The organism is Labrys sp. F242 (assembly GCF_057813875.1).
Genome location: NZ_JBVASG010000001.1, coordinates 70749 through 86705, shown reverse-complemented (window position 1 = coordinate 86705; position 15957 = coordinate 70749). Strand labels below are relative to the sequence as shown.

Here is a 15957-nt window from a genome sequence, read left to right as displayed (position 1 = left end):
TCAGATCCTCTCGATGATGGTGGCGGCGCCCATGCCGGCGGCAACGCACAGCGTGATCAGGGCGGTCGACTTGCCGGTGCGCTCGAGTTCGTCGAGAGCGGTGCCCAGGATCATCGCACCGGTGGCGCCGAGCGGATGGCCCATGGCGATGGCGCCGCCGCAGGGATTGACCTTGGCGGGATCGAGATCGAAGGCCTGCATGTAGCGCAGCACCACCGAGGAGAAGGCCTCGTTGATCTCGAACAGATCGATGTCGGCCTTGCTCATGCCGGCCTTGCGCAGCAAGAGTTCAGTGACGTCGACGGGACCGGTCAGCATCAGGGCGGTATCCGAGCCGATCGAGGCAGCTGCCCGGAGACGGGCGCGCGGCTTGAGGCCGAAGCGCTTGCCGGCCTCGGCCGAACCGATCAGCACGGCGGAAGCACCATCGACAATGCCGGAGGAATTGCCGGCGTGATGGACGTGGCTGACCTTCTCGACTTCCGGATGCGACTGTACCGCGACCGCGTCGAAGCCGCCCATCTCGCCCATCTGCACGAAAGAGGCATTGAGCGAGGCCAGGGACTGCATGGTGGTGGACGGGCGCATATGCTCGTCCTTGTCCAGGATGGTCAGGCCGTTGATGTCCTTGACGGCAATGACGGAGTTGGCGAAGCGCCCCTCGCTCCAGGACTGGGCGGTACGGCGCTGCGATTCCACCGCATAGCCGTCGACGTCGTCACGCGAGAAACCGTATTTGGTGGCGATCAGATCGGCGGAAATACCCTGGGGCATGAACCAGGTCGGCACCGCGCTGGAGGGGTCGAGCGCCCAGGCACCACCCGAGGCCATCATGCCGATGCGCGACATGCTCTCGACGCCGCCGGCAACGACGAGGTCCTTCTGGCCGCCGGCGATCTGGCCGGCCGCAAGGTTCACTGCATCCAGGCCCGACGCGCAGAAACGGTTGATCTGCACACCCGGTACCTTCTCGCCAAGGCCTGCATGCAGGGCCGCGATGCGGGCGATGTCGCCGCCGGCCTCGCCGATCGGATCGACGCAGCCGAGGATGACGTCCTCCACCGCATTCTCCGGCAGCTCGTTGCGCTTGGCCACGGCCCTCAGCGTCTGGCTCGCCAGCGACAGGCTGGTGACCTCGTGCAGGGCGCCATCGGCCTTGCCCTTCCCGCGCGGCGTACGCACGGCGTCGTAAATGAAGGCTTCGCTCATTGGGTCTCTCCCTGGGAGCGCGGGCATCTTGCCCGCTTTTCCCGATCAGACATACAGCTTACAAGAGCGGACATCGCGACATGTCTGCATGTCGCCGAGATGGCCGCGCTCCAATCAAAACGCCTCGGCTTCCAGAGCCATCACGTCGCCGGCACCAGCCGTGACACGGGCCAGGCGCAGCCCGGTTTCCGGCAGCAGCCTGTCCGCGAAGAACCTGGCCGTCACCAGCTTGTTCCTGGCAAAGGCATCGTCTCCCTTCGCCAGCGCCGCCTTCGCCATCTGCGCCCACATCTGGCCGAGCGCGACCAGGCCGAAAAGGTGGAGATAATCGGTCGAAGCCGCGCCGGCATTGTCCGGCTTGGCCAGGGCATTCTGCATCAGCCACATCGTGGCCTGCTGCAGGTGGCCGGCCGAAGCCTTCAAGGGAGCAATATAGGGCTTGAGCGCCTCGTCTGCCTCATGGGCCTTGAGAAAACCGTTCAATTCCCCCAGATAGGCCATCATGGCGCGGCCACCGTCGCGCGGCAGCTTGCGCCCGACGAGGTCGAGAGCCTGAATACCGTTGGCGCCTTCATAGATCAGGGTGATGCGCGCATCCCGCACGAACTGCTCGACGCCGACCTCGGCGATATAGCCGTGACCGCCAAACATTTGCTGGCTATTGATCGCATTCTGCAGGCCGTTTTCGGTAAGGACGGCCTTGACGATCGGCGTCAGCAGGCCAAGCCGGTCATCGGCCGCCTGGCGCGCGGCCGCATCGGGGGAACGACGATGGATATCGGCCTGGAGCGCAGTGGCGAGCGCCAAAGCGCGGCCGCCTTCGTTGAGGGCCCGGGCGGTCATCAAGGTGCGCCGCACGTCGGGATGCACGATGATGGGATCGGCCGCCTTGCCCGCTTCCTTGGCGCCGGTGAGGGCCCGGCCCTGTAGACGGTCGCGGGCATAGGCAGCTGCGTTCTGGGTGGCGACATCGCCGAGCGCCAGACCCTGCATGCCGACCGCCAGGCGCGCCTCGTTCATCATCACGAACATGGCGGCGAGGCCCTTGTTCTCGGCACCGACGAGATAACCAATGGCCTCTTCATAGTTCATCACGCAGGTCGAATTGGCGTGAATGCCCATCTTCTCCTCGATCTTGCCGCAGGAGACCTTGTTGCGGTCACCGAGGGAGCCGTCGGCGTTGACCAGAACTTTCGGGCACACGAACAGCGAGATGCCCTTGGTGCCTTCAGGCGCGCCCTCGATGCGAGCGAGCACCAGATGCACGATGTTGTCGGCCAGGTCATGCTCGCCGGCGGAGATGAAGATCTTGGTGCCGGAGATCTTGTAGGAGCCATCGCCGACGGGCACGGCCTTGGTGCGGATCAGGCCGAGATCGGTGCCGCAATGCGGTTCGGTGAGGTTCATCGTGCCGGTCCATTCGCCGGCTATCATCTTGGGCAGGTAGGCCTGCTTCTGCTCATCGCTGCCATGCTCCAGGAGAGCGGCGATGGCGCCCTGGGTCAGTCCCGGATACATGCCGAAGGCCAGATTGGCGCCCGACACGAATTCCTGCATCACCGAGTTGAGCACAGCCGGCAGGCCGGCGCCGCCATATTCCGCCGGGGCCGGCAAGCCGACCCAGCCGCCTTCGCGATAGGCTTGATAAGCCTGCTTGAAACCATCCGGCGTCGTCACCGCGCCATCGTCGGAGCGAATGCAGCCCTCGCGGTCGCCGCTGACATTGAGAGGCTGCAGCAGCTCCTCGCACATCTTGGCGCCTTCGCCGAGAATGGCGCCGACGGTTTCCGGGGAGACGTCCTCGAAACCGGGAAGATTGTTGTACTTGTTGATGTCGAGCACGTCGTTAAGGAGGAACATCACATCCTCCACGGGAGCCTTGTAGCTGGGCATCTGTCTGTTCCTGTTCGACTATTTCTGCTGACGGGCGAGGCGGCTGCGCACGGTGTCGCGCGCATGGCTGAGTTCGGCATAAGCGTGGTCGATGTCGCGACGGCGACGGTCGAGCTCGGCGAGCTTCTCTTCGAACCGCTCGAGGGCGACGCGCAGCTGCGTGGCCTGGCCATCGCCGAGATCGTAGAGGTCGAGCATCGACTTGACCTCCTCGAGCGAGAAGCCGACGCTCTTGCCCATTAGGACAAGCTTGAGGCGCGCGCGATCACGACGGGAATAAATACGCTCCTGGCCCCGCCTCGTGGGGGTCAGCAGGTCCTTTTCTTCGTAGAAACGCAGGGTACGCGAAGTCACCTCGAACTCGGTGACCAGTTCGTGGATGGTGAACTGCTCCTTGCGCTGTCCACCCTTCCGCAGGTCGGCGGCTTCATCGGAGAAGGCCATCTCGCTCAGTGACATCGTACACCTCTGCATCGCGGATGAGGAGGAAATACATTCAGTTTACGTTAACGTCAAGATGCGGTCGCAAGAATGTGAAGCCCGCGAGGTCGAGGATTCACTCCGCCCAACCCTGCCCTCCGTGTTTTATCGGCGCCGTTGCCCACAGAGTTCGTAGAGCGCTCCGCTATGGGGCGGCGGCAGGCTGGTCGACCCCAACCGCTGCGGACCAAGCCTTCTGGCTACGGCGATGGGGGCCGCGTTGTCGGGATGGATGACATGGACGATCTCCTGCCATCCGAGCTCCTCTAGACCCAGGTGACGCAGCGCGCCGCAGCCTCCGTGGCATAGCCCTTGCCCCAATGGGAACGATACAGCGCCCAGCCGATTTCCGTGCCTGGCCAGCCTTCGGGCTGCCAGGGGCCGACGCGGCCGACCCACTGGCCCATCGCCGTCTCTACACCGACACGCGCCGGTCATCAAAGTCATCGCCCGCCACGCCGGCGCGCGCTCCATCAGGCCGCCAATGTAGCGCGCCGTCTGCGGAACCACCATCATCGCGGCCCATGGCTCGAAAATCCTCCGGCCCCGGCGGGCGCAGGACAGGCCTGGCTGTCTCGAGTGCGGGTCCCAGCATGGCTGCCTCAATGTCCCCCGTCGCCATGCCCGCAGCCGCCATGGCCATCCCCACAGCCGACTGGAGCATCGGCACCGCCAGCATCCCACTCCGATGCGGCAAAAACGAAAAAGAGCGGGCGCAAGCGACGCCGCCTGTAAAGCTGCCGCCGCCTTTCCCAGGCCGCAGACCCCCACAGGATGGCAACTACCAGCCCCAAACCGGCGAACAGGCCGCCGATGGCCAGCAAGGTCGTCGCGTAAACGTCGGTCGCCATGCTGCCTCCCGGCTTCACCCTGAGAACAAAGAGACGCCTCTCGGGAATCCTAACCGAAATCGACGCAGGGTCCAGAGCAACGCGTGGTGACGACCAGACGATCTTGGCTCCAACGCCTTGCTTCGACGCACCCTTGCGTTTCCCGGTGGCTCCGCCGAGCCGCAAAACGCCCTAGAGTCAGCGCTACATTTGACGTAAACGCGGCCGTGCTGCTGGCCGAACGCGGCTATCGGGTCCAGGGCATCGACATCTCGCCAACGGCCATCGCCTGGGCCAATGAGATCTTCAAGGCCGCCGGGCATGCCGGCCGTTTCGTCCAGGGCGATGTCCGCGCCATACTCGACATCGGAGCCGCGTCCTTTGCCCTGGTCTTCGGCGCCTGCCTGCATTGCCTGATCGGCGCCGACCGCTGCCTCTGCCTGGCAGAGGTGCGCCGCCTTCCAGCTGGATAGCGTCTTCATCGCCAGCACCATATGCGGCCCGCCGCACTCGTCAGGGGCCTGCGCCCGCTACGATGCCGCTCATCAATGCCTCGTCGAGGATGGCGTTCCCACACGCACCCTCAGGCCGCTGCCCGCTCTCCTGGCGGAACTGGAGGAGGCCGGCTTCGAGGTGATCGACCATCGTATCCGCCGCAATCCCTGGTGTGACTGCGCCACAATCGTCACCCCCTCGCATCCCTTGCTCAGAACTTGTAGCTCACGCCGAGCAGCGCCGTGGTTTCGTTGAAGCGGACCTTGCCGGAGGGATTGCCGCGCAGCCGCCATTTGCCGAAATCGGAATAGCGCACCTCGCCGCGCACCGACCAGTTCTCGTCGATCGCATATTCGAGGCCGGCGCCCACAGTCCAGCCCACGCGAGTGGTGCTCTGCGATGACACGCCAGCCGGTATGGTGACGCGGTATTTCTCATCGGCAAAGGCGACGCCCGCGGTCAGATAGGGCAGGAAACGATCGAAAGCGTAGCCGAGGCGGCCGCGGACGGACCCCTGCCACTCGCTCTTGAAGCGGACGGCGTAGGGCGTGGCGGCGGCGATGCCATGGCGCGTCTTGGAAAGGGAGCTATAGTCGATGTCACCTTCCAGGCCGACCACGATATGGTTGTCGAACTGGTAGTTGTAGCCGGCATGCAGGCCCCCGACGAAGCCGACATTGTTGAAGCCCTGGCGATAGCCGTCGCTCGAGGTGATCTTGGCATTGCCGAAGGCAGCGCCGGCATGGGCACCGACATAGAAACCGGTCCAGCTATAGGGGGCGACCGGCGCGATCGGCTCGGCGGTGGCATAGCCAAGGTCGGCGGCCAGAACCGGAGTGGCACTCGCCAGGAGGGCGGCTAGGGCAAGACGCAGGCGCATGGGACAATCCAGGTTGAGCGTTCGATATCAACACTCATGCCACGAGCGGCGGCGGCTGTTTGTATCGGGAGAAACAGGAGAGGTTTTCGAGGCAAGGAAGGGCGGACGAGACGTCCGCCTCTTTCTTGCCTCAACCCACTCCCGTGAGATCGACGAGCAGGCTTTCGGCCTTCAGGCGCGCCTTGCCGACGGTTCCACCGGCCCGGCCGACGCGCAGGGCATTGATCAGCCGCCGCCCGTCCCCAATGCCGAAACGGCGCCGGCATTCGCCGGCACAATCGGGATCATCGGCGAGAACAGCCATCGGCCAGGCCGACAAGCCCACGCGGGTCAGTTCCAGCCAGCAGCGATGGAAAGCCCGGCCCGATTGCAGCGCTGTTTCCTCGAAGGGCCGGTGAAACAGCACGATGCCAGCGGCACTGAGCGTCTTGCCGCGCTCCCCGAAGAGGGCGGGTGCGAGCTTGAGACGATCGACCAGCGAGAACAGGCCTCCGCCCATTACCTGGCGCGCCAGGAAGCCTTCGATCGGGCTGAGGTGCAAGGCATCAAGATTCATGCCGTCCTCGCCATAGGCCGGATCGGACCTCGACAGCCGCATCCAGCTCAACAGTTCCAGGCGAAAAGCCCTGTCGCGGAGGAGATGCAGGCTCGCCTCGTCCGCGAGGCCGGCGAGAAACGCCCTGTGTTCCGGTGCTGCCACCAGCGTGACGTCGGGCCGTTCACCGGCCCAGGTTTGCAAATCACGCGCCTTGCTTGTCTCGACTGCGAGAAAGGGCGCGCGCCAGGTGACCCGGCTGCGCAAGGCCTCGGCCATGCCGGACGGCTGCGTGCCTTCCGTCACCTCGAAGCGTGCCAGCCGCCGCAATCCGCCCGGGCCATCTTCATCGACTTCCGCAATGGTGCCGGCGCCAAGGCCGAGTTCGGCGAGGGTGATCAGCATACCCTCCAGCGCAGCGCCGCAGGAAACCGCTAAATCGCGTCCCTCCGGATCCCCCACGGCGAGGCGTCGGGCAGGATCGGCCAGGAGCGCGATGGAGCCATCGGCCTCGAAGCACCAGCGCGCCGGCTGGGTGTTGTGCACCGACGGCGCGAGGTTCGCACCTCCAACCAATCGTCGCTGCGTGGCGGCATCGAACATGGGTCACAGGACCTTGCGATAGAGGTGGAGGCGATGCAGCTGGCGGGCGCCGGCCTTCTCGGCCTGGCGCAGGCTTGCCCGGTTCACATCGGCGATCCAGGTGCCGCCGACGCTGCGATAACCCGCCGCCTTCATGGCGGAGACGACATGGTGCAGCATCAGCGGGTTGACGCCCTCGCCGTGATAGGCCGGCAGCACACCCTGGAAGATGATCACGGCACGCGTGCGGGTCAGGCGATAGCGCAAATAATGCCAGGGCGTCGTGAGCTTGAAACGTGCGCCTGTCGCCCGGACGAGTGGGTTGAGATCGGGGATGGCGATCACGGCCCCGATCGGTTCGCCGCGCCTCTGCATCACCACGGAAATGCGCGGATCGATGATGGTCTTCATGTCGCGCGCCTGGAACTCGAATTCCTCCCAGCTCAGCGGCACGAACATCGGATTGTCGGCGAAGGATGCGTTGAGGATGGCATGCGCATCCTTAAGCCGCGCCGGCAGGGTCTTGCGATCGACCGGCGCGAAGGCATAGTCGCCACTCGCCAGCAGGGCCCGTTGCTTGGGGCCGAGCAGCATCGCCGGATCGATGGTGGTGAGGTCGAGCGCGGTGGTGCTCATCGGAAATTCCGCGCGGTAGCCGGCCCCCTCCAGCAGCTTCATCACGTGAGGCGGGCTGTAGATCTGGTCGGTATAGGGGGCCTGCTCAAACCCGCCGGTCTGGACGCCGGCCTGCTGCATCGCCGTCAGGTTGAAGTTGCCGATCAATTCGTCGAGGCCGCGCTCGCGCGCCCAGGCTTCCGCCTCGCCCAGCAAGGCCCGCGCGGCATCGGCATCGTCGGCACAGTCGAAATAGCCGAAAAGGCCGCGCTTCTGCCGGTAACGCTCGTTCGAGGCGCTATGGACATGGGCCGTGATCCGCCCGAGCACCCGCCCGCCCGCATGGGCGGTGAAGAAGGCCAGGTCGTCCTGCCCCGAGAACAGCGGATTCTCGCGCACCGACAGGAAGCGCTGGAGATCGTTCCGCATCGGCGAGACATAGAGTGTCTGCCTGCCATAGGCCTCGAAGGGAGCCGCAAAGAAAGCGTCGAAATCGCCCCTACGAATGGTGACCATCATGTCTCTCCGACAAGAGCATGGCGACACGCTGCATCGCCCTGAGCTCGGTCTCGATTGCCCTTCCCGACACCATGCCGGGGATCTTCAGGGCGAGCAGCGTCAAAGGCTGCCGGTCGGCCATCAGAATATGCGTGGCGCCATAGCGCTCGAACAAGGCCGCCATCTGTTCCTCGGGGCTACCGGCCGCCCATGTCGCCCGAAAATCTCCGGCCCGGCGCACGGGGTCACGCTCGAACAAAGCCGCGAGGGCCTGCCCGTCGAAATCCTTGAGGTCGGCGGCCTCCACGGTCAGCGCGTCCTCCACCAACCAGATACGCCGCAGCATGGCCAGGAAGCCCGCAGCATCCATCGTGCCATGGCCGGCGATATGGGCGAGCAGGCTTCTCTGGCGTTCGGCCGCGGCCAGGTGCTGGCTGTCGCTGAAGATGGCGGCGAGCAGGCAGGCGGCAAAGATCACGGCCACGGTCTGGACGCCGCCCGTGAGGCTCAATCCCTCCATGACGGCGACGCCGATGCCCGCGGCGCAGGCCGAGGCCGCGAGTACGAGAAAGGCCCGGATGGTCTCGCCCTGGCTGAAATGGCCACGGCCCATGCCCACCACGATCCAGCAGGTGAAGAGAATGGCGATGCCGCCCAGCCGCACCGGAAGATCGAAGCCGTCGAAGCGGAAATCCGTCAGCAGTAATGGCAGGATCAGCACCAGCGGCAGGATCATGCGGTCGACAAGCCAGTTCTCGCTTGCCGTGAGCGAGGCTCTGTCACGGCGCAGCAGCATCCAGCCCGCCAGGGCGAAGCCGGCGAGCTGGGCAGCGCACAGGAACCAGGAACGTCCGGGCTCGACCAGGCTTTCGGGGCAGAGCGCCAGCACCAGCAGGACGATCGTCGCCGCCAGACTGGCATATTTGACCGTTGGCCCAGCATGGCGGCGCAGCAGTCCTTCCGCAATCATGATGGTTGCAAGCGGCATCAGGGCCGCCGCGATGAACATCGCCGCCGAGAACAGGCCGATGCCGGTGAGCCAGCTCAGCACCCGGGCGCCGAGCAGGATCATCACCAGCCAGAGTCCGAACCGGACCCGGCGCGTCGCGATGTCGGTGCTGCCGCCTCGCCGCAGGACGGATGTCACCACGGCAAGCCCGCCGATGGCCGATATCGACACCAGGCTGTCGGCAATGAGCTGGGCCCGCGTCATGCTCCGCCCGTGAGCTTGCCGAGAAAGCGCCGCACCACCGGGCGCAGCAGCGCCGCCACCACGGCATTGCGCGGGTGTTCGACGCGCGCGCGATAGGGGTTGAAGAACCAGCCCCGGCAGTCGGTGGCGGTATGCCGGCCGAGGATGAGTTCGATCGTCTCATAGGCCATCAGCATGCCGGTGGTCACCACCATAGGGGCAAAGGACATGCGGCTGCGCTTGCCCGCCGCCACCTCCCCCGCCAGGGCAAGATCGATGTGATGCCGCGAGGAGGAGTGCACCATGACATGCTCCGCCTCGCGCAGGAACGCCTGGCTGCGCTGCTCGGGACTCACCTGGTTCCACTGTGTCGCCAGCGTAGGATAGCCCAGCCTCTCCTCCGGCATGGGATCGCCGGGCCGGGTGACATAGACGGAGGGCAAGGGCGAGGCATAGGCATCGACGACCGTCTTGCCGAGCGCTTTCGCACGCCGGTAGAGCAGGAGCGAGGCGGAAAGGTCGTCGGTGCCGTTCACGACAACGTCGCAGCGGGCGATCAGAGCGTCGGCGCTGCCTGGCCAATCGCGGCCATGTACCTCGATGAGGAGATCCGGATTGATCCGGTGGCACTGGTCGCGCGTCGCCTCGGCCTTGGGACGGCCGATTGTGTCGAGATTGGCGAAGACCTGGCGGTTGAGGTTGGAAAGCTCGAATGCATCGAGGTCGGCTAGATCAAGCCCGCCGACCCCGGCTCGCGCCAGAGCGAGCACGCAGCCGCCGCCCATGCCGCCGGTGCCGCAGACGAAGATGCGGGCATTGCGCAGCCGCTCCTGCTCCGCTTCGGTGACGAAGCCGATATTGCGGGTGATGAAGCGCCCATAGTCGAAATCCTCGTGGCCCTCAGGCCTTGCCAGGTCCGGCTTGGCTATTTCCGGCATGGACGCAGCTCCCCCCATTGACGATGCGGCGCCAGCCAATAGACCAAGGGCAGGATCAGGCCCTGCAGCCCGGCGAAGGCGGCGGAGAGCAGGAGGCCACGCAGCGATTCGCGCGGCACGCTCTCGGTGAGATACCGGCGGGCCGCCCCGATATCCATGACGCCGAGCTGGAGAATGTCGTCACCACGCTCATAATCCAGCACAGTACGGCAATAGTCGTTGAAACGCGTGTCGCGATGCTTGGCGGCCTGTTCGAAGCTCTTTTTCAGGGCATCGGACCCGCCGGTATAGGCATTGGCGATCACGAAGCGCTCCTCGTCGAATTCAGCCTCCTCGCCCACGCCGAAGACAGCGCGGTGGCGCTGCAGGATCTGTCGGGCCAGCAGAAGATGGGTGAAGCCGCGCCCGTCGGTACCGGCCGGATTCGGAAAGCTTCGCGAATAGCCCTCCGCCACCAGGCCGATCACGGCGGGCACCTGGGTGACGTTGGAGATCCAGAATGGCCTGAGCTGGTTGCGGGCCAGCAGGAGGAGGCTGGTCAGGCCGTAGAGAACCCAGGAAAGACCCTGGCTGCGCTCGGCCGGATCGACCATCACCAGGCCGAGATGGATAACGCGTTCCGGGCGGCCGTTGAGGTCGACATCCATCATCGCCAGGGCGTTGAAGGCAACCGGGCGCGGATTCTCTCCCCGGCGATAGACGATCGTGACGATGCTACTGCCCAGGGCCCGGCGGCCGCCGGCGAAGACGCCATAGTTGAGAACCTGCCCCGGCAGATTGGCCGCCGCCACGGCGGACAGGTCCTGCCGCACGCCTTCGAGCGCGTCATCGTCCATCCACAGGCCCGGACGCTCGAGGATGCGGACCTCCAGGCTCGCGCCCGCGCGCAGGCCGAGGTCGAGGTAGACCTGGGTCAGGGATTGCAGCCAGACGCCGAGCATGGATGGCTCCTCAGGCGCTTCGCACGAAGAGGGGCATGCCGCCGCGGGGCCTCAACGTGATGCTCATTTGCGGATAGATGGCATGATCGGGGTCGGGCGCAAAGCGCAATTCCCGCATCAGCGTGGCCAGCAGCACCGTCGCCTCCATGGTCGCCAGCTTCATGCCGATGCAGATGCGCGCGCCACCACCGAACGGCATGTAGGCGAAGCGATGGCGCTTGCGGATTTCCGCTTCGTCGAAGCGATCGGGGTCGAAGCCAGCCGGATCGTGCCAGTGCTTGGCATGGCGCTGGAGGACATAGGCGGCGATGGTCAGGTGATCGCCCTTGCCGATGGTCAGGTCTCCCAGCCTGGTGGAACGGATGGCCGTCCGACCGACAGCCGGTGTCGGCGGATAGAGGCGCATAGTCTCCTGGATGACGCGCCGATGCAGGTCGAGCCGATCGATCGCCTCGGCGGTGACCGGGTCCTTCCCGCATATCTCCTCGGCCTCGGCGTGCAGTTGCTCCTGCAACTGGGGTAGATTGGCAAGGATGCTGAGCGCCCAGGTGACCGCCAAGGCTGTGGTCTCGTGACCAGCACCGACGAAGGTCACGACATTGTCGACCACCTCCTCCAACCGCAAGGCCTTGCCTGTTTGCGGATCAACGGCCCGGCCGATCAGGCTGGTGAGACTGTCCATCCCATCGACAGGCGTCGCTCGCGACTCGGCGAAGGCCCGGGCGGTCTCCCGCAAGCGCCGGATCGCGCCTCTTCCGCGATGACGCAGGCGCGGGAACCATTCGGGGAGGCCGACATAGTCGGAAAACCCCACCACGCCATGCGTCCGGAAATAGCGGTCGACGTCCTCGATGGTCCTGTCACGGTCGTAATGGGGGCCGGGATCCCCGAACAACGTCTCGACCACGATGTCCAGCGTGGTGGCCATCATGACCTGCATGACATCCACGCGGCTGCCATCCGGCAAGGCCCGCAACGCAGCGGCCGTCTGGCCGACGAATTTGCTCATCGACGGCACGAGGGGAACCAGTTTTTCGTGCCGGAACACAGGAGAGGCGGCTCGCCTTTGTGCACGCCAGGCCTCGCCTTCCGCCGTCAGCAGCCCTTCTCCCATCGCTGGCTTGAGGATCCGGTTCACCAGGGTCGACTTGACGTAGGACCCGGCATCGTCGAGCAGCACCTGTCTGGCGAGCTCGGGGCTGGTCACCGTGATGAAGCGCCCACCCGGCCAGCGCATCACGCTGACATCGGTCTCGAACATGTCGGCAGACCACATTTCCAGCGGATTCTTCAACGCGGCAGCCAAACTCCGCCACGTCCCGAGCGGTGCGGGCGGCGGCGTGACGGTTGAGGGATAGAAGGTCATCGAGCGCAAGCCCGGGCGCGCCCAGCGCCATAACCACTGCGATTTGGGAGACCTCGATTTTCCGACCCTATCGAATAGGACTCTGATTTTCCGAGGGCGCCTACGAAACGGACGGGTTGCGATGCCTGAATCGTCATTTCGCCAGCACGAAGGCTTGCAGCGCTGCCAGCGTATCGGCCCCATAGCTGCCATCCGCAGCACGATTGAGCAGGCCCGCCTTGGCCAGCCGCTGTTCGACGGCCTTGCGCAGTTGCGGCGTGAGCGAGGTCGAGGCCTTGTCGATCAGAAGACCGCGTGCCACCGGCGAGCCACCCCTCAAGGCTTCCAGACCATAATCGGCAGCCTTGCCGGGATCACGCTTGATGCCGCCCGCGCCCGCCATCAGGAAAGGGATCAGGCTGGCCTTGGCATTGAGGTTGCCGATCGCAGCTGCTCTCTCGAAGAAATCCGCGGCCTTGCCGAAATCACGCAGCCCGCCAATGCCATTGGCCGCCATGTTGCCGAGCATGACGTTGCCGTCGCCGTCGCCCAGTTCGGCGGCGCGTTGGAACAGCTTGCGGGCCGTGGCGAAGTCCTTCACCGCGCCGGTCTGACCCAGCAGCACATAGCCGACCCGCAGCATGGTCTGGGTGTGCTCGGTCTCGACGAGCCGGTCGATCCATTGGCGCGCCTCGCCCGCGTTTTTAGGAACTCCCGTGCCCTGCAGGTAGAGCACGGCGAGGAAACCCATCGCCTGCGGATCGCCGGTATCGGCCGCCTTCCTGTACCACTGCGCCGCCTGCACTGCGTCGCGTGGGCGGCCAGTGCCGTTTTCGAACTCGATGGCGATGTTGCGGATCGCCGAGACGTTGCCGGCCGCTGCCGCCTGATCGAACAGGCTCACGGCACGCGCCAGGTCGACAGGTCCGCCCTCGCCCGTCTCCAGCATCAGTGCCAGATCCGACATGGCCGAAACCGAACCCGCAGCGGCGGCCTTCGTCAGCAGGTCCCGAGCCTCGGTATCGCTGCCGGCGACATCGAGCGCTCGCGCCAGCTGGAACTGCACACGCCGATCCTCGGGAGCGGCCGCGAGTGCCGCCCGGCAGGCCTCGACGGCCAGGCGGGGCTGGATGCGGTTGAACTCGACACCGGGCACGCCCGAAGGGCGGTCCATGTCCTGCGGCGAAGCCGCCATCTTGTCGCATCCTTCCACAGCAGCCCGCGCCCCGGCATCCAGCGGCGCCGGCGTGGGCGTTTGTGGCGCCACCGTCGTCGGAGTGCTGGGCGCGGAGATCGCAGGAGCGGTCGTAGCCCCGCCGGCAAAATAGAAATCGCCCAGCAGCGAGAAGGTGACCTCGGGCAGTTGCCGCTCATTGGTGGCCTTGTAGACATTGGCGGCGACACGGCGGAACAGCGCGCCGATTTCGACGCCCGGCTTGTCGACTTCTCCCAGAAAGGCTGCCGCAAAGGGGCTGTTGCGGCCGCCTCCATCGGCGGCAACGGCCCCCGGCTGGGTGGAATAGGCGATCACGCTGCCCGCCGTCTGCTGGATGCGGGCCAGCCCCCGGCTGACGCCGAGGGAGCGGGTCGGGCTGGCCTTGGACAAAAGCTGCTGGGCCAGGGGGTTGTCGCGGCAGGCATCGAGCATGACGATGCGCACGCCGTTGGCACGCTGCAGGTCGGACAGGATGTCGTCGACCCGCGCCATCTCGTAATTGACGTCACCGACCCCGGTCAGCTTGGCATCCACCGGCATCAGATAGTTCGAGCCCTGGAACTGGAAACCGTGGCCGCCATAGTAGAACAGCGCCGCGTCGGCGCCGTCGGCTTCATTGGCGAAGCGCCTGAAGGCATCGTCCATGCCGCGCTTGTCGAGATCATAGCCCTCGACCACCGTAAAGCCGACCGCCTTCAGGGCCTTGGCGACATCGGTGGCATCGTTGCGGGGATTGGGCAGCGGCACCGTATTGCGATAGGCCGAATTGCCGATCACCAGGGCGATACGCTTGTCCGCCAGTGCGGGGGTGGAAAGCGCCGTACAGCAGATAAGGGCAAACGCGAGGCCGGCGAGCACGGGCCGCAGAGGAAATCGCATCGTCGAAGCTCCCTGTCGCTCTTGCGCCGGACCGTCGACCGAAGCCGCATAATCGACAATGCCCAAGGGAACAGATCGTTGATGGCGGCGTCAAGGCCATCATGCGAGGCCTGGGAAACACCGCGACTGGGACCGCGGACGTCCCGTCCGTCTCTTCCTTTCCCGCAAACGCCGTGGTTCCAAGGAGCGGACGAGGACGTCCGCGGTCCCAGCCGTGTCGCTTGTTGATCCCCTACCGCAAGCCGTCCTCGCCCTTGATCTCGGCCTTGGTCAGGCCGCCGACACGCGGCAGGGGACGGCCGCTGTCGGTGACGACGATCGCCACCAGAATCTCGTCGGCGCGGGGTGCGTCGGGCACGCGCACTTCCATGGCATCGAAATGGCTGCGCACATAGGCGGCGTCCTTGTGGCCGAGCGGCACGTCGAGCACGCCGCCGAGGCCGCAGCGCTTCTTGGCCGACGGGATCAGCGCCGCGCCCTTGCCGAGCACCTTGCGCACCGGCGTGCCCATCCTGGGATGCAGGATGGCGGCAGCATGTTCGAGCTCGCCATTCTCGCCCACGGCCGCAGCTTTGCCGTAGCTCTCGGTATCAGGCCCCTCGATGCCGAGGGCGGCGACCGCCCGCTCAGTCAGCAAGGCGCCGAGCTCCTCGCCGATCTCCATCAGCGGCGTGAGATCCTCGACATAGCGGCCGGCGAAGGGATTGGCGATCACCGCGATCGCCGCCGCCCGCCGGGTCGGCGGCTCGACGAGGCGGTCCATCTCGCGGCGGACTTCCTCAACGAAGGTGACGAGCTTGCGAATGCTGGCCGGCATGACGGCGTTTCCTTTCCAGAACAGAGTTACCGCAGCCCATCCACGCCCTTGACGTCTTTGGCCGCGAGGCCGCCGACGCGGGCATGGATGCGTGCTCCGGTGGTCATCACCAGGACCAGTAGGACTTCATCCGCCTTGGGCCCGTCGGCAAGCCCCACTTCCATGGCGTCGAAATGGCTGCGCACATAGGAGGCGTTGATATGGGTGACGGGAACGTCAAGCCGCGTGCCGGGTCCGCCGAGCTTCTTGGTCGAGGGCACTATCGCCTTGGCGTCCCCGAGGATCTCGCGCATGGCGTAGCCGCCGGGCACATGCCAGAGCGCGCCATGTTCGAGTTCGCCCGCGGCGCCGACGATGGCGCCCTTACCATAGCCCTGGACCTCCCCGGCCTTGCCGCCGAGCGCCGCCAGCAGTGCCTCGGCCATCTCCACGCCGAGCGGCTTGAGCTCCTCCATGAAGGGCGCGATCTCCTCGACATAGCGGCCTGCAAAGGGATTGCGGATCACGCTCAGAATGGCGCCGCGCTTCAGCGGCACGGCGCTGACGGGGCCGCCCTCGTGGAAAATCTCTTCGACGATGATGGCGCGCTTGCGCAGAACGATTTCGGGCATG

General features: G+C 65.8%; 18 protein-coding genes. 1 reads left to right on the top strand and 17 read right to left on the bottom strand.

What is annotated here, in order from left to right:
* From ACZYTC_RS00410 to ACZYTC_RS00385, 6 genes are all read right to left on the bottom strand, one after another.
* Positions 1-1209 (bottom strand): acetyl-CoA C-acetyltransferase, encoded by a 1209-nt coding sequence (locus ACZYTC_RS00410; protein WP_434958039.1) that lies wholly within the window; start codon positions 1207-1209, stop codon positions 1-3.
* A 114-nt stretch (positions 1210-1323) separates the two neighbouring features.
* Entirely contained in the window at positions 1324-3102 is a 1779-nt protein-coding gene (locus ACZYTC_RS00405; RefSeq protein ID WP_441770163.1) for an acyl-CoA dehydrogenase C-terminal domain-containing protein, read from the bottom strand.
* 18 nt (positions 3103-3120) lie between these two features.
* Positions 3121-3561, bottom strand: a complete 441-nt coding sequence (locus ACZYTC_RS00400) for a MerR family transcriptional regulator (protein ID WP_434958041.1) — start codon at positions 3559-3561, stop codon at positions 3121-3123.
* A 287-nt stretch (positions 3562-3848) separates the two neighbouring features.
* On the bottom strand, positions 3849-3989 hold the full coding sequence (locus ACZYTC_RS00395) for a GNAT family N-acetyltransferase (RefSeq protein ID WP_441770162.1): 141 nt from the start codon (positions 3987-3989) through the stop codon (positions 3849-3851).
* An 8-nt stretch (positions 3990-3997) separates the two neighbouring features.
* Positions 3998-4177 (bottom strand): hypothetical protein, encoded by a 180-nt coding sequence (locus ACZYTC_RS00390; RefSeq protein WP_441770161.1) that lies wholly within the window; start codon positions 4175-4177, stop codon positions 3998-4000.
* Between the two features lie 7 nt (positions 4178-4184).
* The gene (locus ACZYTC_RS00385) at positions 4185-4433 is read right to left on the bottom strand and encodes a hypothetical protein (RefSeq protein ID WP_441770160.1); all 249 of its coding nucleotides are present in this window, start codon (positions 4431-4433) and stop codon (positions 4185-4187) included.
* Between the two features lie 206 nt (positions 4434-4639).
* Between ACZYTC_RS00385 and ACZYTC_RS00380 the strand changes: the two genes are divergently transcribed.
* On the top strand, positions 4640-4885 hold the full coding sequence (locus tag ACZYTC_RS00380; RefSeq protein ID WP_434958045.1) for a class I SAM-dependent methyltransferase: 246 nt from the start codon (positions 4640-4642) through the stop codon (positions 4883-4885).
* A 40-nt stretch (positions 4886-4925) separates the two neighbouring features.
* On the opposite strand, the gene ACZYTC_RS00375 is transcribed toward ACZYTC_RS00380, so the two are convergent.
* The 11 genes from ACZYTC_RS00375 to ACZYTC_RS00325 form a co-directional block, all read right to left on the bottom strand.
* Positions 4926-5057 carry a hypothetical protein gene (locus ACZYTC_RS00375; RefSeq protein WP_434958046.1) on the bottom strand — a complete coding sequence of 44 codons (132 nt, stop codon included), beginning with the start codon at positions 5055-5057 and terminating at the stop codon, positions 4926-4928.
* Between the two features lie 61 nt (positions 5058-5118).
* The gene (locus ACZYTC_RS00370) at positions 5119-5787 is read right to left on the bottom strand and encodes an outer membrane protein (protein ID WP_441770159.1); all 669 of its coding nucleotides are present in this window, start codon (positions 5785-5787) and stop codon (positions 5119-5121) included.
* Positions 5788-5917: 130 nt separating this feature from the next.
* The gene (locus ACZYTC_RS00365) at positions 5918-6925 is read right to left on the bottom strand and encodes a nitroreductase family protein (protein ID WP_434958048.1); all 1008 of its coding nucleotides are present in this window, start codon (positions 6923-6925) and stop codon (positions 5918-5920) included.
* Positions 6926-6928: 3 nt separating this feature from the next.
* The gene (locus ACZYTC_RS00360) at positions 6929-8038 is read right to left on the bottom strand and encodes a GNAT family N-acetyltransferase (protein WP_488988654.1); all 1110 of its coding nucleotides are present in this window, start codon (positions 8036-8038) and stop codon (positions 6929-6931) included.
* Positions 8019-9230: a hypothetical protein gene (locus ACZYTC_RS00355; protein ID WP_488988653.1), complete on the bottom strand. Its 1212-nt coding sequence runs from the start codon at positions 9228-9230 to the stop codon at positions 8019-8021. Before ACZYTC_RS00355 ends, ACZYTC_RS00360 begins: the two co-directional genes overlap by 20 nt.
* Entirely contained in the window at positions 9227-10147 is a 921-nt protein-coding gene (locus tag ACZYTC_RS00350; RefSeq protein ID WP_441770156.1) for a HesA/MoeB/ThiF family protein, read from the bottom strand. The genes ACZYTC_RS00355 and ACZYTC_RS00350 overlap by 4 nt, the downstream gene beginning before the upstream one ends.
* Positions 10135-11088, bottom strand: a complete 954-nt coding sequence (locus ACZYTC_RS00345; protein WP_441770155.1) for a hypothetical protein — start codon at positions 11086-11088, stop codon at positions 10135-10137. The genes ACZYTC_RS00350 and ACZYTC_RS00345 overlap by 13 nt, the downstream gene beginning before the upstream one ends.
* A 10-nt stretch (positions 11089-11098) precedes the next feature.
* Complete coding sequence (locus ACZYTC_RS00340; RefSeq protein ID WP_441770154.1) at positions 11099-12454, bottom strand: cytochrome P450; 1356 nt, start codon at positions 12452-12454, stop codon at positions 11099-11101.
* Positions 12455-12587: 133 nt separating this feature from the next.
* Positions 12588-14528: a caspase family protein gene (locus ACZYTC_RS00335; RefSeq protein WP_434958054.1), complete on the bottom strand. Its 1941-nt coding sequence runs from the start codon at positions 14526-14528 to the stop codon at positions 12588-12590.
* Between the two features lie 232 nt (positions 14529-14760).
* Positions 14761-15345: an amino acid synthesis family protein gene (locus tag ACZYTC_RS00330; protein ID WP_488988652.1), complete on the bottom strand. Its 585-nt coding sequence runs from the start codon at positions 15343-15345 to the stop codon at positions 14761-14763.
* A gap of 26 nt (positions 15346-15371) precedes the next feature.
* Positions 15372-15956: an amino acid synthesis family protein gene (locus ACZYTC_RS00325; RefSeq protein WP_488988651.1), complete on the bottom strand. Its 585-nt coding sequence runs from the start codon at positions 15954-15956 to the stop codon at positions 15372-15374.
* Between the last annotated feature and the right edge of the window lies 1 nt (position 15957).

Bases quoted from the DNA above. Each gene is read 5' to 3' on its own strand.
- ACZYTC_RS00385 (WP_441770160.1), bottom strand. From the start codon at position 4,433: ATGGCGACCGACGTTTACGCGACGACCTTGCTGGCCATCGGCGGCCTG.
- ACZYTC_RS00365 (WP_434958048.1), bottom strand. From the start codon at position 6,925: ATGTTCGATGCCGCCACGCAGCGACGATTGGTTGGAGGTGCGAACCTC.
- ACZYTC_RS00340 (WP_441770154.1), bottom strand. From the start codon at position 12,454: ATGACCTTCTATCCCTCAACCGTCACGCCGCCGCCCGCACCGCTCGGG.
- ACZYTC_RS00330 (WP_488988652.1), bottom strand. From the start codon at position 15,345: ATGCCGGCCAGCATTCGCAAGCTCGTCACCTTCGTTGAGGAAGTCCGC.
- ACZYTC_RS00360 (WP_488988654.1), bottom strand. From the start codon at position 8,038: ATGATGGTCACCATTCGTAGGGGCGATTTCGACGCTTTCTTTGCGGCT.
- ACZYTC_RS00370 (WP_441770159.1), bottom strand. From the start codon at position 5,787: ATGCGCCTGCGTCTTGCCCTAGCCGCCCTCCTGGCGAGTGCCACTCCG.
- ACZYTC_RS00395 (WP_441770162.1), bottom strand. From the start codon at position 3,989: ATGGGCCAGTGGGTCGGCCGCGTCGGCCCCTGGCAGCCCGAAGGCTGG.
- ACZYTC_RS00400 (WP_434958041.1), bottom strand. From the start codon at position 3,561: ATGTCACTGAGCGAGATGGCCTTCTCCGATGAAGCCGCCGACCTGCGG.
- ACZYTC_RS00350 (WP_441770156.1), bottom strand. From the start codon at position 10,147: ATGCCGGAAATAGCCAAGCCGGACCTGGCAAGGCCTGAGGGCCACGAG.
- ACZYTC_RS00325 (WP_488988651.1), bottom strand. From the start codon at position 15,956: ATGCCCGAAATCGTTCTGCGCAAGCGCGCCATCATCGTCGAAGAGATT.
- ACZYTC_RS00345 (WP_441770155.1), bottom strand. From the start codon at position 11,088: ATGCTCGGCGTCTGGCTGCAATCCCTGACCCAGGTCTACCTCGACCTC.
- ACZYTC_RS00355 (WP_488988653.1), bottom strand. From the start codon at position 9,230: ATGACGCGGGCCCAGCTCATTGCCGACAGCCTGGTGTCGATATCGGCC.
- ACZYTC_RS00410 (WP_434958039.1), bottom strand. From the start codon at position 1,209: ATGAGCGAAGCCTTCATTTACGACGCCGTGCGTACGCCGCGCGGGAAG.
- ACZYTC_RS00390 (WP_441770161.1), bottom strand. From the start codon at position 4,177: ATGCTGGGACCCGCACTCGAGACAGCCAGGCCTGTCCTGCGCCCGCCG.
- ACZYTC_RS00405 (WP_441770163.1), bottom strand. From the start codon at position 3,102: ATGCCCAGCTACAAGGCTCCCGTGGAGGATGTGATGTTCCTCCTTAAC.
- ACZYTC_RS00375 (WP_434958046.1), bottom strand. From the start codon at position 5,057: ATGGTCGATCACCTCGAAGCCGGCCTCCTCCAGTTCCGCCAGGAGAGC.
- ACZYTC_RS00335 (WP_434958054.1), bottom strand. From the start codon at position 14,528: ATGCGATTTCCTCTGCGGCCCGTGCTCGCCGGCCTCGCGTTTGCCCTT.